Raw genomic sequence first — 18964 nt, 5'->3', positions numbered from 1 at the left:
TTGACTCCCACTAAAGTTATCGCTTTGTTATAGCATGTAACTCCCACTTATAGAAGTGGGAGACTTTCCTTCTGAAATGTCATTAAAAATAATAAGGTTAACGCTTTGCGTAGAAAGGTTGAGGAAATGAAAGAAAAATGGAAAATAGTGAATGGTAAAGACAGATTTGAACTTTTGAAATTTATGGATGGCTGCCTAAATGGATTTACATTTTTGGACGGTATTAACACTGGTCCTATGGGAGGGATATTTGTACCAAGCTGTATGGAGCTCCGAGGTGAAATGGATCTTAATAGGCTGGAACACGCTATTCAAAAAGTATATGATAAGGTAGATAATTCAAGAATTGTTATTGTTGAGGAAGTCGAAAAGCAGTATTTCAGAATTTTTGAAAAGTATGAATACAAGCTAAAGCCTATAAGACTTTCTGAAAAATCAGAATCGCAGAGGAAAAAAGCGACTCTCGATGATATTAATAAATTTAACAGTGAAGGGCCGAAAGTCCACAACGACATTGCAATGCAGATTAGAATTTATGAGATTAATAAGGAAGATTACATTATAGCTTTATTTATAGATCACTGTGCAGGTGACGGATATGCTGTATCTATGATAATGCGGATGATACTTGTTTACTATAACGATCCTAAAAATAAAAATTTTGAAAATCTCGCAACATTTGAAGAGTATTACTGTAATGAGCTGAAAAAGCTGAACAATGAAAAAAATCTGAAATACTGGAAGAGGGAAATAGAGGGAGTTCCCTCTATACCCTTCAGAGAAGAGCTTTTACCTAACACTAGTGATTTGTCTGATAAAAACGATTATGTCATTTTACCATCTAAATTAATAAACAAGATTGCTTCTGGTAACAGAGCTACCGCCTTTAACATAATTACGATGGCAACGCATTTAGCAATTCATGCGGTCTATGGAATAAATGATTCCTGCATTACAGTGGCAAGCGGAAACAGAATGAGTGAAAAGGACCTGAGAACTGTTGCGATGATATCAACTATGTTAAGTAACAGGCTTAAGATTTCAGCTGATCTGAAACTTTCTGAGTTGCTTAAAACTTCAAAGCTAAAGTTGCTTGAAAATCTTCAGCACAGGGAGGTTCCCATAGGAGATTCGGGACTTACCAGAGTTATTCTCACTTATATGTCCATCGGCTCTACGTTGGCTCTGAAAAATGATAATTCACTACCAGATTTTGACTATGCTCCATTTTCTCCTACTCCGACAATTGGTGGAATGGATACGCCGCTTCTTGGTCTTGTTGGTTTGGAGCATTGCGGTGCAACTATAATTAAATTTCAAAATCATAAGAAATATTTATTAAATGAAGATATTATGAACTTGAAAAAGGCATTTGAAGATTTGGTTTTTATGATGAACGAAAATCCCGATGCTACCGTTGCAGAATATCTTGAATATGTTCATTCAGGTAAACACAATAGGGGGTTAGAATACAGACATTTTTGTGACACTGTAAAAAAAATGCTGAAATCATAAAATTTATATATAGGGGATGGGTTTTATAATGGAGTCTAAGTGGATTGCTCATGGAAGCAATAATGATAACGCTAAAATCAATCTTTTATGCTTTCCTTATCCAGGAGGGAGTGCTGGCGGATTTTCCAAGTGGAAATTACAGTTTAATGACGAAATCAACGTCTGTCCAGTACTCTACCCCATGAGAGAGCGCAGAAGAAAAGAAAATCTGCCTGATAGTGTTGCAGAACTTGTTGATGCTTTTATAGAGGAGAATATAGAACTGTTTAATAAAGATTTTGCTATTTTCGGATACTGTGCAGGTGCAGCAATTGGGTTTGAGGTTGCAGTAAAGATAAAGGAGTTAACAGGTAAAGATCCTGTTTATTTTATGGCTGCCTCTTCTGAAGCTCCCGCATATGTCAATGATTCAGCTATTATTAGTGGAGAAGGGGATAAAAATCAGACAGTTTTAAACTATTTACGCTCACTTGATGCTTTTGATGAGGAAACCATTACGAGTAGCAGCTTTATGAAATATTATCTGCCGATATTAATAGCTGACTCAAAGCTTTTAAGCTCTTACGAGGCAAGCAAGGTCAAAAATTTTAAATTTAATATTGACGTAGCTTTTGGAGTGAAAGACAAATCAGTTAACCCTTGTAAAGCAGAGGAATGGCAGAACGTTACTAATGGTTTTTTCGAAATTTACAGGTATGATGCTGGTCATTTCTTTGTAGATGATAATTTTGAAGATATTTGCGTGAAAATTAGAAATAAATTACTGTAATAAAGGAGAAATCAAAATGGAAAATATTTATAAAGTACTTGAAGAAATATGGAAAGAAATATTAGGAATTAACGAAATTGATTATGATACTTCTTTTCTGGAACTTGGAGCAGATTCGATTCGTTTTGTTAAATGTATCAATTTAATCTATGAAAAGTTAGGAATTGAGGTTGAAATCACTGATGTATTCTTCAATGAAACTATTAATAATTTAGCTGACTTTATTAAGACAAAAATGTAAATACCATAAGTAAGAAAGGAGTGAAACTATGTCTGGAAATTCAAACAAGAAATGTAGAGTAGGCCTGTTCGGAGCAACGGGGCTTGTAGGAAAAGGTGCATTGAAACTCCTTATGTATCATTGCAATGAGTATCAAATTTCCATTGCAGGAAGGTACATAGAGCGCATGAAAAACGCCGTTTGTGAAATTGCTCCCGAAAAAGAAAATGAAATTGAATACAGCATTGTAGACATAACCAACTCAGTACAGTGTGAAAATTTTATAAAAACATGTGATATTATTGTCAATTGTGCAGGCCCTGTAAGTCTTATTGGTGACAGCATCGCCAGACTTTGTATAAAAAACAAGGTTTCGCTGTCTGACGCTTCAGCTGATGACGTTCTGCAAGAAAAAATGGAAGCACTTCATGATAGAGCGACTGAAAATCAAGTAACTTGCATAATAGCCGCAGGAATAAATCCTGGGCTTACAGAGATGATTCCATATTACATAATGACTAATAGATTTGATTTTACCACGGAACTCAATGTTTTTCTGGCTGGAAAGGGTAAGTTGTCATACAATGCATCATACGATATTATTCAGACTGTAGGAAGAGGTTCTTCAGAAAGAGGAAATGAAAGAAAAATGTTCACTTATATTCACAACGGTAAAAAGGAAAAAGCTAAGCAATTCATTAGAAAAAAAGAATATAAAGAGCCTGTAGGTAGAAAAGCCACATATCCTTTTATCAGCAGTGATTTCTACAATATGGTAAGTAAGTGTAACGCTGAATCTGTTTATTATTATGACTCCTATTTAATTCCTCTTATTAACAATAGGTATATTCTTGATATTGATACCGAAGATAAGAAACGTGAAGCTGCAAGGAAAATGTCGGAGGCCAGTGCCTGTGATATGGAATATGGCATTATTTTGGCTGAAGGCAGCGGCGAAAGATGCGGCAAGGTTGTAGAAATTAGTTATGAAATGAGCTTTGAGGGTTCAGGTGAAAACCTGACAGGTATTGTAGCAGCAGCAGCCGGACTAAGTATGCTTATTAACGGTACTGAAAAGTATGGTTGTTTTTACGCCTATGAGATCATAAGTTTTGGTGATATTTTACCATTCCTTAATGAAATTGACAATTTCAAAATAACAGAAACGGAGGTTAACATATGACTTATAAAGATTGCTTTCCTTTTGAGATAAACCCAGATAAACAAGCCTATATTTTTTGTTTTAGTCATGCAGGAGGCAACGCCAATATGTTTCGCTCATGGATGATGCAGGAAAATGACGTGCAGATTGTACCTGTGGAGTATCCAGGTCATGGAGCAAGATATTCAGAAGGCTGTTGTGAAGATATAGTTGTATTGGCAAAGGACACAGCGCAGAAAATCGCTGAACTTAAAATTAACCGTCCTGTTTATCTTTACGGTCACAGTGTGGGTGCTTTAACAGCTTTTGAAACTGCTTACGTAATAGAAAACAATTATCCGGACATTAATTTAAGAAAACTGATTGTATCAGGAAGACATGCTCCACATAAAGAAGATCCTTCTGAATACAGAACAACCATGGGAACTGAAAAGCTAGTGGATGATTTAAGACGTATGAAGCTAACAAACGAGGAGTTACTCAACAGCAAAGCTTTTCTTAATTATTATATTCCAGTTATTACAAATGATTATAAAATGCATGAAAACTACGTTTATAATAATGGAGTACTAAATATCCCTATTGTTGCTCACTGTGGAAGTGACGACCCCGATGCCGGAATGGTTTATATGAAAGAATGGATTAACATGACAAATAAGCAGTTTTCAATAACAGAGTTTAATGGTGAACATTTTTTTATTTTGGATGAAGAAAAATGCTATGCCCATGTACTGTTTGATATAGCTAAGGAAGATATGCTTGTAGAAGCATAACCAATTAATAATCAGCTCATTATCTGTTTTAATGCTAAATATAAGGAGGAAAACGAATATGCAAATTCGATTAAATAAAGGAATAAAGAAATATGGTGAAGGTGAAACTCTTGTTTACGCTCTCAATAATGCCGATGTTACAGTAGAAAAGGGAGATATATGCGTCATCCTTGGTCCATCCGGTTCGGGAAAATCAACAGTTCTTAATATATTAGGGGGACTTGACAGCCTGGATGAAGGTACATTGGAGGTTGAAGGTAAAAAAGTGTCTGACATGAAAAGCAGCAAACTAACGGACTATCGTCGTGAGGACGTGGGATTCGTGTTCCAGTTCTATAATCTCATTCCTGACCTTACAGTAAGAGAAAACGTTGAGGTGGTTGCAGACATTGCAGATAAACCGCTTGATATTGATGAAGTACTTGAAGAGCTTGGCATTGGAGAATACAAATACAGATTTCCGAGAGAACTGTCAGGAGGCCAACAGCAGAGAACTGCCATTGCAAGAGCTCTTATAAAAAATCCTAAAATCCTATTGTGTGATGAGCTTACAGGTGCTTTAGATACAAAATCCTCTAAAAACGTTCTCATGTTTATTGAAAAGGTTAATAAGAAATACGGCACCACAGTTATAATAGTAACTCATAATGAGGAAATTAAGAACATGGCTGACCGTATTATCAGACTTAAGGATGGAAAAGTGTGTGAAAATATAATTAATAAAAACAAAATATCATCTAAGGAGCTTGAATTATGATGGTACTTAACAAGAGATATAAAAGAAGTTTAAAATCTTCCATTCCTTTCTACATAAATGTAGTGTTTTTGACCGCTATAAGCGTATGGCTATACCTGTGTCTGGCCTCAGGTGTTTCCTGTGAAAGAGAATATCTAGATAATTTTACCGAGAAATGTAAAATTGAAGACGGTAATTTTATTACAGCCAAGCCAGTGGATGTGAAAAAATTAGAGGATAAATATAACGTTGTTCTTGAAATGAACAGATATGTCAATGTGGACACTGACAGCTATACATTACGTGTGTTTGCTCCTAATAAGGATATAAATATTTATGATGTAATTGAAGGTGAGGATATTCAAGATGACCATGATATCCTTATTTCTAAAAATTTTGCAATTGAAAATAAAATTAAAATTGGCGATAGATTACCACTTAATGGTATTCAATTTACTGTAAAGGGCTACTGTGAACGTCCTGACTATGGTACAATGTTGAAAAATATAACCGATATGTCTTATTCAAATGATAAATTTGGTATAGGTATTACTAAAAAGGATGTCCTTGAAAAATTGGGTGCTATTTCAGAATATACGTCTGTAAGATATAAGGATAAAAATGAGACTGAATTCAGAAAACAGCTTTATAACGACTACAGCGCTATAAGCTACATTTCTGCAAAGTCTAACAGAAGAATTTATGTTGCAAATTCTGTTATTGACCAGTATCAGGCGGCCACTGGTGCAATACTTCCAAGTATGCTTACCTTTGTTATTATATTACTTGCTGTTGTCTTAGGCCGTAAGGTTAAAAACGAAAAGAAACAGATAGGTACGTTATCGGCCCTAGGATATAAAAAGAGAGAGATTGTTTGGCACTATATGCTTTTTGCAGTTGTTCCCGGTCTTATAGGAAGTATAATCGGTATCATTGTTACCAAACTCACTGTTCAACCTGTTGCAGAAATGCTATTCTTTAAACTGGAAAAATACCCTGTAATTTATCAGTTCCCTATAGTTGAAAGTATAGTAAGTTTCATAGCTCCTGTTATCGCTTATGGAATTGCTGCTGTCTTTACGGTAAGAAGATTACTAAGGGTTGACACAGTTTGTTTGCTTTCAGGTGAAATTAAACGTAAGAGGAAAAATCTTAACTTCTTCACCAGAAGCAGGATGCATTTTTCACGCAAGTATAAGCTCAGGATGCTTCTCGGCAATTTCTCAAGAACACTAGTTATAATTCTTGGGATTGCAATCGGCGGTCTTGTAATGCTTTATGGATTTATTGCTATGGACTCCTGTTATCATTATAAAGATGTACAGATCGAAAAAATCGGTACTTTCAAATATGAATATGTGCTGAACGCTATAAATGTTGGTAATGTTGATGATGGTGAAACATTAATCCAAAATTCATTTGAGGTAAAAGATAATGATACTGCAGTACAGCTTTGCGGTACTACTGACAACTCATATCTTAATTTGAAAAATACTGAAGGTATGAGCATTGAACTTGAAGATGATAAGTACTATATGACTACACTTGCTGCTAAACTTTATGGTATTAAAAAAGGGGACAAGTTTACATTTACAAATGCAGTATCTCTTAAAGATTATAAAATTAAAATTAACGATTTGATTGATAATGATTCCCAGATACTTATTTACACAACAAAGACAACAGCCTGTGATTTGCTTGAATTGCCAAAAGACAGCTATAACATTGTAATGAGTAATAAGAATTTGAATTATAAAGATGAAGAAGTAATCTCGACAATAACTAAGGCATCGCTGAAAGATCAGATGCAGACAAGTATTGATGGTATGGAAATGATGATGAATTTAATAATCCTCTTCGGTTGTCTCATATGTATAATCAGTGTATACCTTATGGTAAATATGCTCATTGAGGAGAGTGTTACTAGTATATCGATGCTGAAAGTACTGGGCTATAAAAACAGTAAAATCAACAAACTGGTTGTACACATTTATCATATTCTTGTTCCTATTGGTACGGCTGTAGGCTTCGGGCTGGGATATTTAGTATGTAAGGCGTATTTTAAGGAGTCCATCGCAGACTTTCAATTAAACATCGAAACATATGTTAGCTCGAAGAGTATATTGCTTTATATAATCTGTATTGTGGCAAGCTACGTTATTTCACTTTATCTGCTTAAGAGAAAGGTATTTAAGGTAAATATGATTGAAAGTCTTAAGGATAACCGAGAATGAATATGCTTGATCGATTTGAGGATTGTTTAAAACGAAATCTTCAGAAATTCTCATTTGTTGGAATTGATGCAATAGTTTATCTTCTGGATATTTCGTTTATTGAAGAAAAAGATCTTGCTTTTGCAGACTCTTTAATGTCAGCAGAACGATTTGAAAGAATGAACAGGTTTCGTTTTTTTGAGGATAAGGGAAGACTTTTAGGAAGTGAACTGGTGTTCCAATCCGGGCTTGCAGAGCTTTTTAATATCAACGCTTATGACAGGAAAAACTCAAAGTGGATAGAGCGGACAATATCAAGAAATGGCAAGCCATATTTAAAATATTATCCTAACATATTTTTCAACATAAGTCATTCAGGAAAATATGTTGTCTGTGTCTTTTCAAAACATGAGGTTGGTGTAGATATACAGCAAATTCAGCCATTTGAAATTAGCATAGCTGAAAAATTTTTTAATGAACAGGAATATAAAGGGATTTGTGCGCTTCACGGAGAGGAACAATTGTCGGCCTTTTATGAATCATGGGTGTTGTATGAGAGTTTTTTGAAGACAATCGGTACAGGATTATCTATACAGTTCAACCGCTTTAGTTTTCTTCGCGGACAAAATACAATACGTGTGATGCAGGATTATGATGCTGCTGAATATAATGCACAGCTCTGTAATATTGATGATGGAATGTATAAGATAGCCGTTTGTACAAAACAAATAAATGCAAAAAATGGATTCTGATTTGATAAGTTTTTGTATATTTAGCAATATAAGATTTAGAAAATAGTTAACACAAAACATAGTGATTTTCAAATCTAATTCTTATGATAATCAAATAAAGGAGTTTTCAGAAATAACTGCATCCTGTTACTAAAGCTTCTCAATATTTAGTTAAAGGGGCTGATGCTACCCATGCTGGGCTTTTGCTTGTTATTGAAGGAAGTAGAAAAAGCTATCCACTAGAAAAGGAATACTATTACTATTATTATAACGGGTTCATTTTTGAGGTGCTTATGTAGTAATTACCACATCAAATAGCATGTATTCTATTGTTGGCTATTAAGCAAAAATTATATTCATAATGATGTTTTTTCATGAAATTTTTCCTACCAAATCAGTTAGCAATTCTGCTATGAATAGTTCTGAATGTATAATAACCAATTCACCATGCTTATATCCTCGGTACTAATTCAGTTGCAAAATTTATTGGGATGACTCCTAATTTACCAATAATTTCAAATGAAGAATAGTAATTTTTAGATGGTGCATGATTCATTTCACTAATTAAAATAGAATTTATATCTACCATATTTTCCACAATGAGCTGTATTAATCTATCGCCAGTTCTTTTTATAAAATAATTTGAAATGTTTGTTGGTGATGGTGTAAATGATGCCCCAGTACTAGCAATGGCCGATGTAGGAGTGCCATGGGCGGGTTAGGATCGGATGCAGCTATAGAGGCTTCAGATGTTGTAATCATGACTGATGAACCATCAAAGATAGTAACTGCAATTAATATAGAAAGGAAAACAAGAACTATAGTAATGCAAAATATAATATTAGCTTTAAGCGTAAAGGTAATAATATTATCTTTAGGTGTTGGTGGATTTGCTACAATGTGGGAAGCTGTGTTTGGAGATGTAGGTGTGACAATATTAGCACTTTTAAATGCAATGAGAATATTGAATGTAGATGATGTATAGTTTTAAATTTGAAAATGACAACTGGATTACAAACTAATGTTATAAATTATTTATAGAATAAAATCTACCTTAACTATTTGTTAAGGTGGATTTTTTTATTAGTTTATATAGAAACATATAATATAAAAAAAATTTGGAGAGATACTATATGTGAACATACATAATAATTGAGAGGTGACACAATGGAAAAAGCTATTAATAATATACAAATATGTAAATGTACGGTAATGAATAATGATATAGTCGAGAAGGTAAAAGTGATTCTGTTAACTGATGAAAAATCATACACTCTTTCAGAATTCTTTAAGTTTTTCGCTGATAAAACAAGAATAAAAATAATACATGCTCTTTCTATGGAGGAAATGTGTGTTTGTGATATTTCAGTATTATTAGAAATGAGTCAATCAGCTATATCACATCAATTAAGAGGATTAAGGCAATCAAAATTAATAACGCCACGAAAGGAAGGCAAAGTTGTCTACTATTCATTAGATGATAACCATATTAAACAAATATTTAATCAAGGATTACAACATATTAATGAAAAATGAAACGATTTATTAAGGAGTGATGCAAATGAGCTCGAATATAAAAAAAGAACTTACATTAGAAGGTTTAAATTGTGCAAACTGTACATCAAAAATTGAAACAAAAGTAAAAGATATTAGTGGGGTAAAATCAGCTTCAGTAAATTTTGCTGCAAAAAAATTATTCTTAGAAGTTAGTAGTGAAGTTGAATTAAATAGCATTATTGAAGAAATAAAAGTTGTTGTTAAAAAAGTTGAACCGGATGTGAAAATTGTAGCAGAGGATGAAAAGATAAAACAGGTTAATAGTAGTCCTGATGAAGGGGATAATAATAAGAAAATCCCTATAAAATTAATCCTTGGTGCTGCAATTTTTGGTGTTGCTATTATATTTAAATTTTCTACTGCTACTGAATTTGCTCTGTTTTTCATTAGTTATGTTTTAGTTGGTGGAGTGGAGAATCTACTGTTACAAAAATATTAGAGTTAGTTCAAAACGCAAGTAGTAAAAAGGCTGCCACAGAAAACTTTGTTACAGTTCAGATGTGTCTACTCTAAAATCAGTATTATTTTATTATAATAATTAAAGAAATAAGCATATTAAACATTTAATTTTCTGAGAAAAAATCTTCAAACTAAAACAAGCTTAAACCATGTATTTTCCACGGTTTAGCTTGTTTTTTTACTCGTTTTATGGTATAATCTTAGTATACAAATTAATCAAAAAGTGGTGTGTTTTATGGGTTCTAATTATCAAAAACAGTATCAAAAAGAATATGAAAATTTAGTTTATGAAGTAGGAGATTTAAAAATATTACTAAAAAATCTTACTTCCACTATTGGAACTCTTAATGACACCATTAATGCAATGAACGTGACGAGTGAAAAAAAAGATGAGGAAAAAAAAAACTTATCCTTGAAATTGAACGGTTAAAAAACAATAAAGATAAAAATAGCTCAAACTCTGGAAAACCGTCTAGCAAAGATGGGTTTAAGAAGATAATTCATAACTCTAGGACTGAAACTACAAAGAAACAAGGCGGACAGCCTGGTCATAAAGGTAGTACTACGGATGTTTATAAAATCAAACAATTAATTGATGCTGGCGCTGTTAAACACTCGATTATTAATGTAAACAAAACCAATGAAAATCAGGATAAACCTTACGTTACTAGGTATATTCAGGACATTGAAATTATTTCAGTTATTAAGGAGTACAGGTATTATCTAAACGATTCAGGTAATTATGATATTCCTAAAGAACAAAATAATGTAGTAACATATGGTAATGAACTAAAAGCTGTTGCTATGCTTTTAATTCATAGAGTTCCAGCTTCAATGGATCAGAGTGTTGATTTTTTAAAAGCCATTACAAAAGATGCCTTTGTCCTTACAAAAGCTACATTAGTTAATTGGAGCAATTCTCTAGCTGGCAAACTTACGCCTTTTACAGAAGAAATTCTTCAAGGACTATATAATGCTAATTACGTCCATACTGATGAATCTCCAATTAATATTAACGGCAAGAATCATCAATTGCACAACTACAGCGATGATAAATATACACTTCAATATGTACACGAGAGCAAAAGCAAAAACGCTATGGAAGAACTCGGATTTTTGCCTAATTATATAGGGACATTAATACATGACCATAATAGGGTACAGTATAATTTTGGAACTAACCACGCAGAATGTAACGCACATATTCTACGGTACTTACAGGGTGTTGAGGATTTTACTAAACATAACTGGCCTATAGACATGTCAAAACTCTTAAAAGAGATATTGCATCAAAAGAATTCATTAAAAGAAGATGGTGTTGATTTTTTTGATATAGCTTCATTGGCTATGTATGTTAAAACTTATGATGAAATACTTGATAAGGCTAATAACCAATATCAATCTGATTATGCTGCCAATGCATACAAAGATGAAGAAAGAAGGTTAATAACTAGGTTAAAAGAATACAAGAATAATCATTTGTTATTCATGTATGATGTAAGCGTAAACCTTAACCACATTCTTAAATACATATATTCATGAAAAACTATAAACAAAAGACCCCCACCTTCCGCTGAAGAGGGGGAGTAATTTATGCTTTTGCACTCTCTAATTTTTCAGTTTCTGTTTCAGCTGGTGCTTTACAAATTTCTGGTATAGTGGCTGACCAAGGAAGTAACTTATCCAATGAATTTACGTCAGTTATATCAGTATTAGGAAGCTGCTCAAAGAGGTAAGTTAAATATTCATAAGGCTTTAAATCATTTTCTTCTGCTGTTACGATGATACTATAAATTATGGCACTAGCCCTAGCTCCGCGTTGAGAATTACTGAATAACCAATTTTTTCTTCCTATTACAAAAGGTTTTATTGATCGTTCAGCCAAATTATTGGTTAGCTCTAGTCTTCCATCCAAGAGAAATGCTTCTAGATTAGTCCATTGATTTCTACAATAAGTAATGGCCTTACCAAGCGCACTTTTGGGTAGAACTCGCTTGCTTTGTATATTAAGCCATGACGAAAAAGCCTCCAAAAGAGGTTTGCTTTTTTCTAAACGAGCCTCAAAACGTTCTTCACTCGTTAGAGCTGACGTAGCGTGTTCTATAGAAAAAAGCTGATTACAGAAATTCAATCCCTTTGTAGCTTCCAGCGCTGCTTTACTTTTTTTGTCTGGCATTGCTTTTAGAGTATCTGTAAAGTATCTTCGGGCGTGAGCCCAGCATCCAACTAGTTTGACATTAGGTATCCCATGATACCCTGCATAACCATCTACATGAATATATCCTTTGAAATTTTCTAGAAACTTACGTGGATATTTACCGGCCCTTGTAGTTTGATATTCATACAGGACAATTTGAGTTTCATTATCAACTCCGGTACGATATAACCACATGTAAGAATCAGATTGCGCGGAGCGCCCTGGCTCATTTAATACCTGTAATCTAGTTTCATCCGCATGAAGAATGTCATTTTTCAATAAATTAACATGCAAACGATCATACAGAACTTTAAGCCAGTCATTACCTCCATGCATCATCCAGTTAGCCATGTTTTGCCTAGATATTTCTATATCCAAACGACCAAACATTTTCTCTTGACGATATAGAGGCATAGCATTTACATATTTTTGAACCATTATGTATGCCATTAGTGAAGGTGACACAAGACTCCCTGGTAATATTGATTTTGGCATTGGAGCCGTAATTACAGGGGTTTTTATTTCATTTTGTTCGCAATCACGGCAGCTGTAAACATATTTAATGTGTTTTACAACTACTACTTTTGCAGGAATTATTTTAAGCTCTTGTCTTATTTCCGTGGTCATCTCATGTAGAATATTACCACATTGATCACATATGCGTTCCTCATCAGTAAGACGATATTCTATAACTTCAACGGGAAGTTTTTTTAGGTCAGCTTCTCGATTCCAACTTGTTTTTTTCGCTTATAGGTAATTTCTTCTACAGTAGGTTCAGGAATCTTTGAATCAGCTTCTTTTTCAGCTTCATCAAATAAGAAATTAAGCTGATCAATATCTGTTTTTTCACTAGAGGTTCCAAAACGTTTCTGTTGGCTCAATCGAAATTGTTCTTCATACCAATTAAGCTTAGCAGTTAGTTCCTCAATCTGGAACGCTTGCTTAAAGCACCGATTTTTTAGGTCATCTAATGTATATTCAGTTTCAGTATTTGCAGAAGATTTTTTAGATATTTCCATTCATAATCACCTATATTTCCTTTAATTTCTTTTCTTTTATTATACCATATTTCGCCCGAAAAAGAAAGAAAAACATGTCCTAAAGTGCTGATTTCACAGGCTTTTAAAGCGTATTACCAATATGAATTTATTGTTGTATATTTATCGTTTTTTATCAAATAATTATTCGCTCTGTTACTGGCTTATGTGCTTGCTTTTGTTCTAATGTTAATCCATCTAACAACCACCTAAGTTGCCTTTGACTTATATTTAATGTTTCACCTTCTTTATTAGAAGGCCATTTAAATTTTCCTTTTTCTAGACGCTTGTAGTGAAGCCAAAATCCATCATTTTCCCATTCTAATATTTTTAGCTTGTCTTTGTTTCTATTAGAAAAAACAAAAAGGCATCTAGAGAAAGGATCTAGATTAAAGCTTTCCTGGACTATAATTGCTAAACCATCAATATTTTTACGGAAATCAGTGGCGCCGCAAGCAAGATAAACGTTATCCACTATATTATCTCCTAACATAGCACTAACAACAGTTCTGTCACTTTTAAAAATAAATCCTTATTGAAATCTGAATTTATCTCCAGGGATGCATTACCTATTTTCACAATTAAGGGTTGTTCTTTAGACATGACTTTTAATTCAGAGGTGTCAACTGAAATCCAACTAGTTGCTTTTTCATTTGTAGTATTGTTTAGTTTGAATACGCGAATCCAGTAACGTAGAGTTGGATCTATGTCAATATCTTAGACATAAAAAGTCGAACTTTTTATGAAGCCTTTTTAGCCAAATCTTCACACTGTTGAGGAGTAATATATCCAATACTACTATGTATCCTTTTTATATTGTACCAAGCTTCTATATATTCAAATATTCCTAATCTTGCAGCATCATAATCAAAATATTTAACATGGTAAACTTCTTCTTTTTTCAATGAGGCATGAAATGACTCAATGCAAGCATTATCATATGGGCAACCTTTGGCACTAAATGAGTGTTTAATAATTTTAGTGCTCTCTATATATTCTTTAAAAGCGAAGCTTGTATATTGGCATCCCAAATCGCTATGAAGTATTAGAGGCTTAGTTGGTTTTTGTAGCTGTATACCATTTTTAACAGCTTGTAGGGCTAATGTAGTATCAATGAATTTAGCCATAGCGTGACCTATTATTTTTCTGCTATAAAGATCCATGACTGATGCTAAATAGCACCAACCATCTTTAATAGTATGGATGTAAGTGATATCTGTTACCCACTTTTCATTAACTGTAGTAGCTGTAAAATCTCTCTTTAAAATGTTTTCCTGCTCTATTATTTTATTTTTAGATGAAGTTGGTCTATATTTTTTTACTATTAAAGATCTTATCCCCAATTTTTTCATCAATCTTTGTGTTCTTTTTAAACTAATAGTTATCCCCAGTGCATTTAGTGATTTATTTATTTTAGGAGCCCCATATCGATTTTTGCTTGTGCTGTGGATATTTATAATTTCTTTTTCTATATTCTTGTTTTCAATTTCTCGCTTGCTTGGTTTCTTGTGTAAATAATTGTAATAAGAGCTTCGTGCAACACCTAAAACCTCACACATTAGTTTGATATCATGATATTTTTTGTTGTTAGTAATGAATTCAAATACAGTAGTTATTTCCTTGCGAATATACCCATTGCTTTTTTTAATATTTCAACTTCTTCTTCAAGCTTAGCATTTTTCTTTAATAAGTTTTTGTATCCTTCTGCAGTTAAAGTTATATTTTTATCCACAGCTATTGGCTTATTTTTATTTATCCAACCTGTTACCGTTGATTTTGAAAGGGCATATTCACTGCTTAACTCTGCTAAGCTTTTTCCAGAGTTATATAGCTCTACTATTGTGTTTTTAAATTCATCTGTATATTGTTTTTGACCTCTTGCCATTATAAACACATCCTTATCTTATTTATATTTTAATGTGTTCGGCTTTCCGTGTCTACAATATTATACTAACACCAAGTAGCCGGCCTAATCTTTTTTGATTCACACCACATTTGTGCTGTTTGACCACTGGCCTTAAAGTCTGTCACTCGTTGTTCCCAAATATAGCTAACTTTTGTTCTTGACATAACAATAACCTCCTTGCTTTGAGGTTATTATCTCACGAATTCAAAAGTATAGGAATGTGGGGAGTGTTTGACGCTTACCTTAAAGGTGAAAATGTTAAAGCTTTAGAAGTAAACAAAGAATATATTGTATATAACGAACCTCTAAAATCTATTATTAATGATTTTCATAACAATCTAAACGAACTTCTTTTAAGTAATTATAAAATTCAAGAAATGGATAGAAGAGGGAAAATAATTATTAAGAGTTTATTTAATTTTTATAAAGAAAATCCATCAAAACTACCAAAAGAGACCTATAATAAATACGAAAGTTGTAAAAATGAAAAAAATATAATTGTAATTGTAGATTATATTTCAGGAATGACTGATAGGTATGCATTGGAACAATATAATAACTTAATAAATTTAGAGTAAATAAAGACACAACTATTATTGTAGAAAAAACCATGATTGAGTTACTGTTGACATTGTGAAGGCTAGGCTAGTCTAGTTAATGTTAAGGACAATTTAAGCAAAATTCTATATAAATTTTTATTAAAGACAAAACTTATAACTTTCATACACCCATTAGGCTAATAATTAGTAGTTGCCCAAAAGACTATTACTGCCAATATCATGTCTATTATATTTACTGACGAGGGCTACATACTCCTCTGAAAGAGAAGGAAAACTAATCATATTAAGTAAAGTGAGGCAAAATAGAATGAAAATGATTGAGACATTCACCCTGGCGATCAGCAAATATAAAAAAAAATTGAACCTTATCTTCCGATTTATCCGAATGGGCTTGATAATTTGTATGAATATTTTGGAATAGAATCTGATGGTGAGTATTATTCTTTGGACCGGGTCATTGTGGAATTACGTCAACAAATAAAGGCCATCCTTCAAATTGCTGGCTATGAGAGGTGTGAAAGCAAGTTAACAAAACTGCGAAGGCATTACTTTTATCAATATAAAAAGAATCTTATTGATGTACAAGAGCCTCTAAAGGTATTAGAAAAGGTTTCTTATAGCATATCTGAGCTTAATAGGGCGGCGAAAAGAACAGATAGAGACCTAAATAAACATGAGATAGTCAAACTTGTAAAGCTGGCTGTTTTCTATTATGCACTGCAATGTGAAGGACCTAATGAAGTTGAAGAATACTATAAGCGACTGTACCCAAAAGAGTGGAGATATACAGAAAATATTTTGGAGTTGGAGCAGTTGGTAACACAGTGTGTAATAGAAGATGGGGAGTTGCAAAATGAGGATGATGTTTCACAATATCTTTTCCATGTAATTGAAGAAAATGTCGTAAATTATGGTGCTTTTAGATTCTTGTCTGCAATATACTTGCTGTACATGGAGGCGTATGATGAAAATTCTAGATTATTTACAACAAATAGTACATCACGGAAATTTTTATATCATATCGCAATCAAACATGCTACAATACGTAGCACTTCTTCTTCTTCTGGAGATGGTGATACTTCCCGCCTACAAACTATTAATAGGCTTACTAATGCTTTAGTTAATTTATTTGACTACCGAATTAATTCACAATTTGAGTTTATGTTTTTTCAGGGAGATCCGATTCAATACTTACAGAAAGTCATCTTTCATGATGCGTTATTTAAAGATAAGCAGTATAATCCGGAAAGTGTTTTAATCCTCCTGGGAAATATTCTATTGCCCTACGAAAGTGAAATAATTTCAAAAATTGGGGTGAATGTGAATGAGTTTATCTGTATTTCAAGAGCGATTATTCAGTATGCGACACAGCAACTAAGGCTTAAAGAAAGGGCAAAATTCCGAATTAAGCCTGCAGATATTTTAAGTGAGAAAATCCTATCTCAAAATATTGATAAGCAGAAGGTCACATCATATTTTCAGAATATGATAACCGATTCTCCAGTTAACAACAAATTTAACCAGCCGATGGATATGAGCTCTAACAACGATGATTCTATGTGGCTAATACAGGTGCCGGGGTCTACACAGAGGGAATGCTTTCTTCAGCTACCATCTGTAGCATGTACTGGTCTATATGATAAGATATTGGAGAAGATAGGATACCCTAATATTGGGATAGTGTACGAGGACTTCATAAGGAGATGGATAGAGACAAATTCACAGTTACATGTACATACTGGAAAGTATATCTTAAATAAGCAAGTGTTTGAATCAGATGGGGTAGTTATGAACGGGAATGATATATTTCTCTTTGAATGCAAAACAAAGCCTTTAAGAAGGGATTCACGTTCAGGACATATTGGTAGACTGCTGATTGACTTGTCCAAATCGTATCTCAAAAGTACTTTGCAGGCATATCGCTGTGAAGCTGCTTTTAGAACTGGTGAACTGGTGCTGTATGACAAAGAGTATGGGGATAAGGATATTCTCAAAGGAAAAGGAAAAGGAAAACATATCGCTACTTTAAAGCTACCGGAAAATCCAACCTTTTGGAGGATATCCTGCACTACGCTTGGGTTTGGAACACTAGGTGAAAATATTGTAAGTAAAGGAATTCTAAAGGCTATTTGTTATTACGACTACAAGGTGGATGATCCAAGTCTTCATTCATCTATTGTAGAAATGCATAAGGACAGGGATGAGTTGCTGAAAGTATGGGATAGTATGAAGGAATACTACAAACGTGATAATGGACAATACTTCCACAATATAACACAACGAACACTTCTCATCCCATTTGACTTATTGTATAACCTTACCCAAGGCATGGCTGAAGCTTCTGACCCATTCTCAAAGGTTAAGACGATTGCATATATGCAACTGAGTAGTTACGATACTCCACAAGGATTAGGATACTTATTTGGGTTATCCGGAACTACGTAATTGCCAGAATGGATGTATAGGCTACTGTATCAAATTGATGTTTTTGGATTGAAGAAACTGGTTAGAAAATAAGGAAAGTAGAAAAAATCACGTATATAATTTCTATTACAGTTGGTTGAGTATATAGGTCCTGTAAAGATATTTATACAAAACCGGTAGTTTTAACTTCTGATTATTCTTACAATTAGAAGTTGTAAAATAAATATTTAATTGATAAGTGTAAGGAATGTGAAGGATATTATAAAATCATATTTTATAAAAATCCCTCTCTGCCAAAGAATAACAGAGAGATGTCGAATTTTTATTAAAACCCCATCAAACCTTTATTTATCAGCATCACTAATATTTAACAGCACTAGAATCATAAGCTCTATTTTATAGAATGTTAAGTGTAAATTTAGAAATATCCACGGGCTGAGATATGGTATGTAGGTTATTACAAAAGTTAAGTTTATGGTGGCAATGGCACCCGTTTGCCATTCTTAATGATGCGGCGGAAATTCCGACTAATTTCCACCGGTCCATAAAATATGATTAGATATAATTAAATAATTTTAGTGCTTAAAAATTATTATATACCTCATAGATGGTATTATAGTACTCTCGGAAACTCTCAAGCCATTGCTAATTCTAGGTTCATTTTTATTCATATATCAACTTCACCCCAGAATTTCTTCGAGTTTT

General features: G+C 33.2%; 17 protein-coding genes and 2 pseudogenes. 15 read left to right on the top strand and 4 right to left on the bottom strand.

All coding sequences use genetic code 11. The annotated features are described in order from the left end of the window. Positions 1 to 126 precede the first annotated feature (126 nt). The 8 genes from ACWJKS_RS11975 to ACWJKS_RS11940 are packed head-to-tail and all read left to right on the top strand — an operon-like array spanning position 127 to position 8140. A complete protein-coding gene (locus ACWJKS_RS11975) occupies positions 127 to 1515 on the top strand; it encodes a condensation domain-containing protein (protein ID WP_462959650.1) in 1389 nt (462 codons plus the stop codon). A gap of 28 nt (positions 1516 to 1543) precedes the next feature. Then, positions 1544 to 2284 (top strand): thioesterase II family protein, encoded by a 741-nt coding sequence (locus tag ACWJKS_RS11970; protein WP_462959649.1) that lies wholly within the window; start codon positions 1544 to 1546, stop codon positions 2282 to 2284. A gap of 16 nt (positions 2285 to 2300) precedes the next feature. Continuing rightward, positions 2301 to 2525 (top strand): acyl carrier protein, encoded by a 225-nt coding sequence (locus tag ACWJKS_RS11965; protein ID WP_462959648.1) that lies wholly within the window; start codon positions 2301 to 2303, stop codon positions 2523 to 2525. 28 nt (positions 2526 to 2553) lie between these two features. Further along, complete coding sequence (locus ACWJKS_RS11960; RefSeq protein WP_462959647.1) at positions 2554 to 3687, top strand: saccharopine dehydrogenase NADP-binding domain-containing protein; 1134 nt, start codon at positions 2554 to 2556, stop codon at positions 3685 to 3687. Then, a complete protein-coding gene (locus tag ACWJKS_RS11955; RefSeq protein WP_462959646.1) occupies positions 3684 to 4439 on the top strand; it encodes a thioesterase II family protein in 756 nt (251 codons plus the stop codon). The genes ACWJKS_RS11960 and ACWJKS_RS11955 overlap by 4 nt, the downstream gene beginning before the upstream one ends. Positions 4440 to 4497: 58 nt before the next feature. Next, a complete protein-coding gene (locus tag ACWJKS_RS11950; protein WP_462959645.1) occupies positions 4498 to 5196 on the top strand; it encodes an ABC transporter ATP-binding protein in 699 nt (232 codons plus the stop codon). Beyond that, positions 5193 to 7409: an ABC transporter permease gene (locus ACWJKS_RS11945; protein ID WP_462959644.1), complete on the top strand. Its 2217-nt coding sequence runs from the start codon at positions 5193 to 5195 to the stop codon at positions 7407 to 7409. The genes ACWJKS_RS11950 and ACWJKS_RS11945 overlap by 4 nt, the downstream gene beginning before the upstream one ends. Continuing rightward, positions 7406 to 8140, top strand: a complete 735-nt coding sequence (locus tag ACWJKS_RS11940; RefSeq protein ID WP_462959643.1) for a 4'-phosphopantetheinyl transferase family protein — start codon at positions 7406 to 7408, stop codon at positions 8138 to 8140. Before ACWJKS_RS11945 ends, ACWJKS_RS11940 begins: the two co-directional genes overlap by 4 nt. Before the next feature lie 430 nt (positions 8141 to 8570). On the opposite strand, the gene ACWJKS_RS11935 is transcribed toward ACWJKS_RS11940, so the two are convergent. Beyond that, positions 8571 to 8753 (bottom strand): HepT-like ribonuclease domain-containing protein, encoded by a 183-nt coding sequence (locus ACWJKS_RS11935; protein WP_462961072.1) that lies wholly within the window; start codon positions 8751 to 8753, stop codon positions 8571 to 8573. 13 nt (positions 8754 to 8766) lie between these two features. Between ACWJKS_RS11935 and ACWJKS_RS11930 the strand changes: the two are divergent. The 5 genes and pseudogenes from ACWJKS_RS11930 to ACWJKS_RS11910 all read left to right on the top strand — a co-directional run. After that, positions 8767 to 9104: pseudogene (locus tag ACWJKS_RS11930) on the top strand (heavy metal translocating P-type ATPase); the annotation flags it as partial. A gap of 182 nt (positions 9105 to 9286) precedes the next feature. Further along, the gene (locus ACWJKS_RS11925) at positions 9287 to 9655 is read left to right on the top strand and encodes an ArsR/SmtB family transcription factor (RefSeq protein ID WP_462959642.1); all 369 of its coding nucleotides are present in this window, start codon (positions 9287 to 9289) and stop codon (positions 9653 to 9655) included. A gap of 19 nt (positions 9656 to 9674) precedes the next feature. Further along, positions 9675 to 10115: a cation transporter gene (locus ACWJKS_RS11920; protein WP_462959641.1), complete on the top strand. Its 441-nt coding sequence runs from the start codon at positions 9675 to 9677 to the stop codon at positions 10113 to 10115. A gap of 255 nt (positions 10116 to 10370) precedes the next feature. Next, on the top strand, positions 10371 to 10565 hold the full coding sequence (locus ACWJKS_RS11915; protein WP_462959640.1) for a hypothetical protein: 195 nt from the start codon (positions 10371 to 10373) through the stop codon (positions 10563 to 10565). A 404-nt stretch (positions 10566 to 10969) separates the two neighbouring features. Beyond that, complete coding sequence (locus tag ACWJKS_RS11910) at positions 10970 to 11677, top strand: IS66 family transposase (RefSeq protein ID WP_462959639.1); 708 nt, start codon at positions 10970 to 10972, stop codon at positions 11675 to 11677. Positions 11678 to 11726: 49 nt separating this feature from the next. Here the strand turns inward: ACWJKS_RS11910 and tnpC are convergent. The 3 genes and pseudogenes from tnpC to ACWJKS_RS11895 all read right to left on the bottom strand — a co-directional run bounded on the left by tnpC (position 11727) and on the right by ACWJKS_RS11895 (position 15254). Beyond that, positions 11727 to 13351: pseudogene (tnpC, locus tag ACWJKS_RS11905) on the bottom strand (IS66 family transposase). A gap of 154 nt (positions 13352 to 13505) precedes the next feature. Next, positions 13506 to 13844, bottom strand: coding sequence for an IS66 family insertion sequence element accessory protein TnpB (gene tnpB, locus ACWJKS_RS11900; protein ID WP_462959638.1), 339 nt, complete (start codon positions 13842 to 13844; stop codon positions 13506 to 13508). 265 nt (positions 13845 to 14109) lie between these two features. Then, a protein-coding gene (locus tag ACWJKS_RS11895; RefSeq protein WP_462959637.1) for an IS3 family transposase occupies positions 14110 to 15254 on the bottom strand; the annotation gives its coding sequence in 2 pieces (ribosomal slippage) (positions 14110 to 15005 and positions 15005 to 15254; 1146 coding nt in all). Between the two features lie 248 nt (positions 15255 to 15502). On the opposite strand from ACWJKS_RS11895, the gene ACWJKS_RS11890 reads away from it, so the two are divergent. Both ACWJKS_RS11890 and ACWJKS_RS11885 read left to right on the top strand, forming a co-directional pair. Next, complete coding sequence (locus ACWJKS_RS11890; protein WP_462959636.1) at positions 15503 to 15853, top strand: hypothetical protein; 351 nt, start codon at positions 15503 to 15505, stop codon at positions 15851 to 15853. A gap of 381 nt (positions 15854 to 16234) precedes the next feature. Next, the gene (locus ACWJKS_RS11885; protein ID WP_462959635.1) at positions 16235 to 18280 is read left to right on the top strand and encodes a hypothetical protein; all 2046 of its coding nucleotides are present in this window, start codon (positions 16235 to 16237) and stop codon (positions 18278 to 18280) included. Positions 18281 to 18964: the final 684 nt, after the last annotated feature.

This window comes from Clostridium sp. CM038 (genome assembly GCF_055081105.1).
Note: the sequence above shows the minus strand (reverse complement) of the source record. Positions and strands in the feature narration are given on the sequence as shown.

Bases quoted from the DNA above. Each gene is read 5' to 3' on its own strand.
- ACWJKS_RS11975 (WP_462959650.1), top strand. From the start codon at position 127: ATGAAAGAAAAATGGAAAATAGTGAATGGTAAAGACAGATTTGAACTT.
- ACWJKS_RS11970 (WP_462959649.1), top strand. From the start codon at position 1,544: ATGGAGTCTAAGTGGATTGCTCATGGAAGCAATAATGATAACGCTAAA.
- ACWJKS_RS11965 (WP_462959648.1), top strand. From the start codon at position 2,301: ATGGAAAATATTTATAAAGTACTTGAAGAAATATGGAAAGAAATATTA.
- ACWJKS_RS11960 (WP_462959647.1), top strand. From the start codon at position 2,554: ATGTCTGGAAATTCAAACAAGAAATGTAGAGTAGGCCTGTTCGGAGCA.
- ACWJKS_RS11955 (WP_462959646.1), top strand. From the start codon at position 3,684: ATGACTTATAAAGATTGCTTTCCTTTTGAGATAAACCCAGATAAACAA.
- ACWJKS_RS11950 (WP_462959645.1), top strand. From the start codon at position 4,498: ATGCAAATTCGATTAAATAAAGGAATAAAGAAATATGGTGAAGGTGAA.
- ACWJKS_RS11945 (WP_462959644.1), top strand. From the start codon at position 5,193: ATGATGGTACTTAACAAGAGATATAAAAGAAGTTTAAAATCTTCCATT.
- ACWJKS_RS11940 (WP_462959643.1), top strand. From the start codon at position 7,406: ATGAATATGCTTGATCGATTTGAGGATTGTTTAAAACGAAATCTTCAG.
- ACWJKS_RS11925 (WP_462959642.1), top strand. From the start codon at position 9,287: ATGGAAAAAGCTATTAATAATATACAAATATGTAAATGTACGGTAATG.
- ACWJKS_RS11920 (WP_462959641.1), top strand. From the start codon at position 9,675: ATGCAAATGAGCTCGAATATAAAAAAAGAACTTACATTAGAAGGTTTA.
- ACWJKS_RS11915 (WP_462959640.1), top strand. From the start codon at position 10,371: ATGGGTTCTAATTATCAAAAACAGTATCAAAAAGAATATGAAAATTTA.
- ACWJKS_RS11910 (WP_462959639.1), top strand. From the start codon at position 10,970: ATGGATCAGAGTGTTGATTTTTTAAAAGCCATTACAAAAGATGCCTTT.